4 protein-coding genes and 1 pseudogene are annotated in these 5,995 nt (G+C 65.9%); 1 reads left to right on the plus strand and 4 read right to left on the minus strand.

Features of this window, described 5'->3' with window-relative positions:
- Together HUK84_RS08900 and HUK84_RS08905 are read right to left on the minus strand one after the other, a co-directional pair.
- Positions 1-759: glucokinase (locus tag HUK84_RS08900; RefSeq protein WP_176639982.1), on the minus strand; the 759-nt coding region annotated here is incomplete at its 3' end.
- A gap of 141 nt (positions 760-900) precedes the next feature.
- Positions 901-1,716: an SDR family NAD(P)-dependent oxidoreductase gene (locus tag HUK84_RS08905; RefSeq protein ID WP_176639983.1), complete on the minus strand. Its 816-nt coding sequence runs from the start codon at positions 1,714-1,716 to the stop codon at positions 901-903.
- A gap of 106 nt (positions 1,717-1,822) precedes the next feature.
- On the opposite strand from HUK84_RS08905, the gene HUK84_RS08910 reads away from it, so the two are divergent.
- Entirely contained in the window at positions 1,823-2,983 is a 1,161-nt protein-coding gene (locus tag HUK84_RS08910) for a hypothetical protein (RefSeq protein ID WP_176639984.1), read from the plus strand.
- Positions 2,984-3,115: 132 nt separating this feature from the next.
- Here HUK84_RS08910 and HUK84_RS08915 read toward each other — a convergent pair whose 3' ends face one another.
- Entirely contained in the window at positions 3,116-5,503 is a 2,388-nt protein-coding gene (locus HUK84_RS08915) for a TonB-dependent receptor (protein ID WP_176639985.1), read from the minus strand.
- A 261-nt stretch (positions 5,504-5,764) separates the two neighbouring features.
- Positions 5,765-5,995 (minus strand): annotated as a pseudogene (locus HUK84_RS08920) (thiamine-phosphate kinase); the annotation flags it as partial.

The raw sequence follows: 5,995 nt of genomic DNA on the forward strand, positions 1-5,995 counted from the left end.
CAGGTCGCCGGCGACGGCGCCCAGCGCCAGGCAGAATCGCTCCAGCGCCGCCGAGGCCATGTGGTCGCGCCCCTCCAGCGCCAGGGTCCATAACTCCTTGTCGTCGCGCGTGCGGGCGGGCAGGCCCTCCATCTCGGCGATCGCCTCGTAGAGATTGACCAGGCCCGGTCCCGAGACGATGCGCTCGGTCGACACGCGGCGATAGCGCAGGCGCAGCCGCTGCAGGATCTTGTCCTCGACCACATCCAGCGGCGCGAAATCGACATGGCCGCCTTCGGTCTCGCAGACGATGTAGCGGCCGCCGCGCCGCACGACATAGGCCGAACCCAGCCCGGTGCCCGGACCGACGATGGTGGTCACGCCCGCATCGGATACCGGCCGGTCCGGACCGCACAGATGCCGCAGATAGGACGGATCGACCTGCGCCACGGCGTGGCCCACCGCGCCGAAATCATTGACCAGGACATGTTCGTCCACGCCCAGCTTGGCACCAAGCTGCGCCGGCTGGATGATCCACGGATTATTCGTCAGCTTGAGCGTCTCGCCCTGCACCGGGCAGGCAACGGCGATCCCCGCGGCGCGCGGCAGGGGACGCCCGATCTGACGGGCGAAGGCCTCCCACGCCAGTTGCAGGCTGGCATGTTCGGCGCATTTCAGGGTCGTGGCGTTTCCCAGGTCGGTCACCCGGCCCTCGTCCACAGTGGCTATGGCAAAGCGCGCATGCGTGCCGCCGATATCGACCGCTACGATCTCTTTCATGTCGTCTCCGACTCCCTGGATCCTTTATTACCCGGCCCGGGACCGAGGTGCCCCACTCTGCCGGGGCACTTTTTTGTGATCCGTCGTAAAGTGATTTCCCGTTCCCGAGGAGCCGTCAAGTCTCGATTCGCGTCGCGGGCGTCATGCCGCCGGGCGGGGAGCCTGATCGGCCTTCAGGCGCCGCAGGATCGCCGACCGCACCGGGGCGGGAAGGAGCTGGTCCAGCAGGCGCAAGCCGGCGAACAGGCGGGGGAAGATCAGGTGCGCGCGGTCTTCCTCGACCGCGCGGGCGATCAGGCGGGCGGCCTGGGGCGCGCTTTGCAGGAAGGGCTTGGCGCTGGCGACGCGGCGGCTCATCGGCGTGTCGACGAAGCCGGGGGAAATCAGGGTCACGCCCACGCCATGGTCGCCGATGCCGTTGCGCAGCGCCTCGGCAAAGCGGGTCAGTCCGGCCTTGGACCCGGAATAGCCGGCGGCGAACGGCAGGGCGTGGAACGCCGCGACCGATCCCACCAGCACGATGTGTCCGCGCCGCCGCGCCACCATGCGTTCGGCCGCCGCCGTCGCCAGCGCAGCCGGGGTGGCATAATTCACCAGGCCGAGTTCCAGCACGGTTTCCGCCCGCTCGGTCTTGTCGGCGGATGGGCGCATGTCGCCCAGGCCGGCGGCCAGGACCAGCAGGTCGACCGGATTCGCCGAATCGTCCTGGCGGAATGCCGCAAGCGCCCCCTGCCCGTCGGACAGGTCCAGCACGCGCGTGATCACCGTGGCGCCGGCCGCGCGGCAATCGCGCGCCACCTGTTCCAGCCGCCCCGCGTCGCGCCCCCACAGGATGAGCGTCCGCCCGGCGCGCGCATAGAACCGGGCGGTTTCCGCGCCGATTCCGCTGGATGCACCGGTCATCAGGATCGTCGCGGGATCGAACCGTATTTCGCCGCCTGGGCGCCTCCTGGCCATCGGGCCCCTTTCTTTCAAGGCCGGTTCCGTGTCATCACCACGGGGCCGGCGGCGCTGGTCGGCGCCTGATTTCATTCGCCCTTTTGCGGCATCGTACGGACCGGTCATGAACCAAGCGGATCAACTTGTCATCATCCCCGTCGCCGGCCGCCGTCAGATGTCACTGTTCCTTCAACTGCCGCGCCGGCTTTATGCCGGCCTGCCGGGCTATGTCCCGCCGCTGGACATGGAGCAGAAGGATCTGCTGCATCCTGCCAAAAGCGGGTTCTTCGGCCATGGCCGGGCCCAGTATTTCCTGGCCATGCGCGCGGGACGCCCGGTCGGCCGGATTTCGGCCCATGTCGATGATCTGGCCATCGAGACGCTGGGCGAAAAAATTGGCTTTTTCGGGGCGTTGGACGCGATCGACGATCTCGCGGTCGTCTCGGCCCTGCTGGATGCGGCCTGCGCGTGGCTGCGCGCGCAGGGCATGCCCCTGGCCCGCGGGCCCATGACCCTGAATTCGAACGGCGAACTGGGCATGATGGTGGACGGGCAGCATGCCCCGCCGATGATCGCCATGCCCTGGCATCCGCACTGGCTGCCCGCGATGATCGAAGCTTGCGGCTTTGCCAAGGCGATGGATTTCCTGGCCTATCAGATGGAGATCGGCCCGGCCGCCGAGCAGGCGCACCTGGTACCCGCCAGCCTGAGGCTGGGCGAGGGCAAGCTGGGCGACGTGACGACGCGCGGCATGCGCCGCCGGCAGATCGCCGAGGATGGCGAGATCCTGCGTCGGCTCTATAACGAAGCCTGGCGGAACAACTGGGGCTTCGTGCCGCTGACCGCCGACGAGATGCGCGGCATGATCGCGCAGATGAAGCCGATCCTGAAGTCCGAGCACCTTGTGCTGATCGAACATAAGGGCGAGCCGGCGGCCGTCGCGCTGGTGGTGCCCAACCTGTACGACGTGGCGGGCGATCTGGGTGGCGCGCCCTCGCCGCTGGGCTGGATCAAGCTGGGCGGGCGGCTGCTGCGGCACCGCTTTCATTCCGCCCGCGTCATTCTGCTGGGCGTCAGCTCCAAGGTCGAGGGCACGGCGCTGGGCGCCATGCTGCCGGCGCTGGCGATCACCGAGCTGATGCGGCGCGGCCGGTCCCTGCCCTATCGCATGGTCGAGATGGGCTGGATCCTGGAGACCAACATGCCGGTACGCCGCCTGATCGAACGGCTGGCGCCCGAACCGTGCAAGCGCTACCGGGTGTATGACCGCAGCCTGACCGACTGAGGAGGTGGAAGGGGGACGATTGCCCCCGTCCGGGTACGGGGGCAGCAGCCCCGCGCACCACGTCGCGATTGGAGGGCCGCGACTGAAAATCGTCCGGCCATGCCGGCCCCATGGCAGGGGCCGGGCGGATAATCAGAAAGCGGTCGAAACGGTGCCCGTCATGCTGAAGCGGGGTTCGACCATGAAGGAATTGCCGTAGCCCAGAGTGGGAGGCATGCTGCCGCTATAGACATAGTGGCTGTTCAGGTCGCTGCCGCGATAGACCACGCCCAGGGCGCCGGTGCGGACGATCGATCCGGTCAGATTCGTGAAATTCAGGCGGAAGGTCGGCGATTTCGCGAACAGGAACGCCGGGAAGTGATAGCCCAGAGACAGCGTGTCCGTCACATAGCCCGGCATGCGCTGGTCGCCGGCGATGCTGACCGATTGCGGGCCAGTGTAATGTAGGCTTCCGTTGGCAAAGAAGCCCTTGTGGGTATAAGTCAGGCCGAAATTCGCCATCACGTGCGGCGCCATCACCGCCTGCGTGCCCTTCGAATGGATCAGCGTATTGGTATACGGGTCCATCACGTTGCTGTCCTGCGTCGCGTGCAGATACTCGAAGGACGCATAGGGGCTGAAACCGTGGATGGAGCGGCCGGACACCATGACATCGAAACCGCGCATCGTCTGGTTCCCGATCGACATGGGCGAAAAGCTGTTCATGCCCACATACTGGTCCACGATGCGGTTCGTGACGTTGTAGTTGAACAGCGCCAGGTCGGCGATGATGTATTTGTCGTGATAGCGGTATCCCAGTTCTTCCTTGATGGAATACTGGTTCTTCAGGAAGTTCGGGCCGGACGGCAGCCAGCCCATATCCACCGCGCTGGGCTGGCGGTAATCGCCCTCGGCGTTGACATAGACCTGGTGATGCTCGTTGAACGTGTAGCCGATCGACAGTTGCGGCAGCGGCTCGGTCCGATTGTTGCTGCAATGCTGGAAATTGTCGCTGTCGTCGCAGACCGAGCCCTTCACCTTGCTGCCGTCGATGTTGGCAAAGCTGGCGGTCCAGCTATTGATCATGGCGAACTTGAAGCCGGCGTGAATCACCAGCCGGTCTTGCAGATATTTCGCGGTATCCTGGATGAACAGCGAATGGATCTCATACCCCGCGTTCTGGCCGAACGTGAAGGCACCGGTCTTGTACAGATACCACGGGCTGGGCGGCGTGCCGTCCGCCCTGGTGTTGCCGCCGGGATAGGATTGGTTCGTATAGTTGTTCTCGTACCAGTAGCCGAGCGACAATACGTTGTGCGGGTCGATCTGGTAGCTCAGCTTGGCGACGGCGCCCACCTGCCGGGTGTCGTTCTGCAGAAAGAAGCTGGTCTGGTTCGGGCCGCTGTAGGGCGTGCCGTCGTCGTTGGAGATGGGGTTGGCGGGCGCGGCATCCCAGCCCTGGCCGAAGCTGAAATAGGGTTGCAGGTCGAAGCTGAGGCGTGCGGGCAGGACAAGGTGCAGCGGCGCGGTCAGGAAGACCTGGTTCCAGTGGTCCTTGCTGTTCTGCCAGTAATTGTCGTTCCTGGGGTCGTCCGAGCGCCCCCAGCCCTGGCCGGTGTGCTTGTACCGGTAGAATTCCTGCGCGGTCGGGTAGTTGTCGATGGTGAAGTTCTCGTTGTTCCACGACAGGAACACCTTGGCGGTCGAACCGTTCTGCCAGTCCTTCTGGATACCGAAATCCAGATGGCGGCGTTCGTTGATGCCCGATCCCATCCACGACCGGCTGTGGGTGTTGGAGAACGAGAGATAGCTGCGCACGCCGCTGTTGCCGATCTCGCCCGATTCCAGGCGCAGGAACTCGCGCGACAGATTGTTGGTGCCGTAGGAGAAATCCATCAGCCCGCCGAACTGGTGCGCCGCCGTGTGGCTGCGCTCGTCCATCACGCCGGCGGCGGCGGACATGACGGGCAGGTCGGTCCCCGAACTGCCGGGGGTGACGTTGACTTCTTCCAGGTTCTCGGAATCGATGTCTTCGGCCATGTATTTGGCCGCCGCCGCTGGGGCGCCGTCGACCATCAGCCCCATGTCCAGGTCGGTCAGGCCGCGCACCTGGATCATGCCGCCCTGCATGCCGGCGGTGTCGGGGGTCGAGACGCTGAGGCTGGGCAAATTCTTGATCAGGTCCAACGCCGTGCTGGTCGGCGCGCGCATGTCGATATATTCTTTCGCGACGGTCTGCACGGTGTGCGGTGCCGTCTCCAGCCGCATCATGCCGCCGCCGCCGTTCAGCGCCTGCCGGGACGAGGTGACCGAGATGTCTTCCGCCGTCGCGGCGCGCGAGGCAGCGGCGGGGACCTGTGGCGCAGCGGTCGGGGTCGCGCTGGTTGCGGTCCGGCGGGTGGTCGAGGCATGACGGTCTTGCTGGCCGGTTGCGGCGTGCGCGCCCTGGAGGGGCGCCGTGGCGATACAGAACATGCCGGCCAGGCAGGTCATGGCCTGCAACCGGCCCCGCAGTCCCGGCATGCGGGAGAGATACGTCATTCCTCGATCCTTTTCATTTCGTCCTTCGCGCGTCCGGTTCGCGCCATGCATGATCCCGAAACGGGGGAGCCTGATAGACCTTTTTGCTGCGAAAGACGAATGATCGCCTCCCGGACCGGTTTGTGGCCGAAATTATGGAGGCGCGGCCGTTACCTCAAGGATAAAAGAAACATCAATCCGTTGCCGTTTTGAGCACGCCTGCCGGCCGCCATTCGGCCGCCAGCCTGCATGCGCCATCAGCGGGGCCATTGAGGCAATCTCTTACAAATGGCTCCATCCCGTACGGGCGAATGCCATGGTCTCGCCTGACGGGCCCTGGACCGTGACGCCGGAGATGGTCCGGTCGAACCGGCCGATCCGGGTCACGGCCACGCCGCGCGCGGCGGCGGCCCGGCGCAATGCGTCGTCGTGCGCCGGTGGGACGGCGAGCAGCAATTCGTAGTCGTCGCCGCCCGTCAGGCAGGTGGCCAGCCAGTCAGGCCCCGCTTGGCG

The organism is Nguyenibacter vanlangensis, assembly GCF_013376155.1.
GTDB classification, from domain to species: domain Bacteria; phylum Pseudomonadota; class Alphaproteobacteria; order Acetobacterales; family Acetobacteraceae; genus Gluconacetobacter; species Gluconacetobacter vanlangensis.

Coding starts and splice junctions, on each gene's coding strand:
- HUK84_RS08905 (WP_176639983.1), bottom strand. CDS start 1,716: ATGGCCAGGAGGCGCCCAGGCGGCGAAATACGGTTCGATCCCGCGACG.
- HUK84_RS08910 (WP_176639984.1), top strand. CDS start 1,823: ATGAACCAAGCGGATCAACTTGTCATCATCCCCGTCGCCGGCCGCCGT.
- HUK84_RS08915 (WP_176639985.1), bottom strand. CDS start 5,503: ATGACGTATCTCTCCCGCATGCCGGGACTGCGGGGCCGGTTGCAGGCC.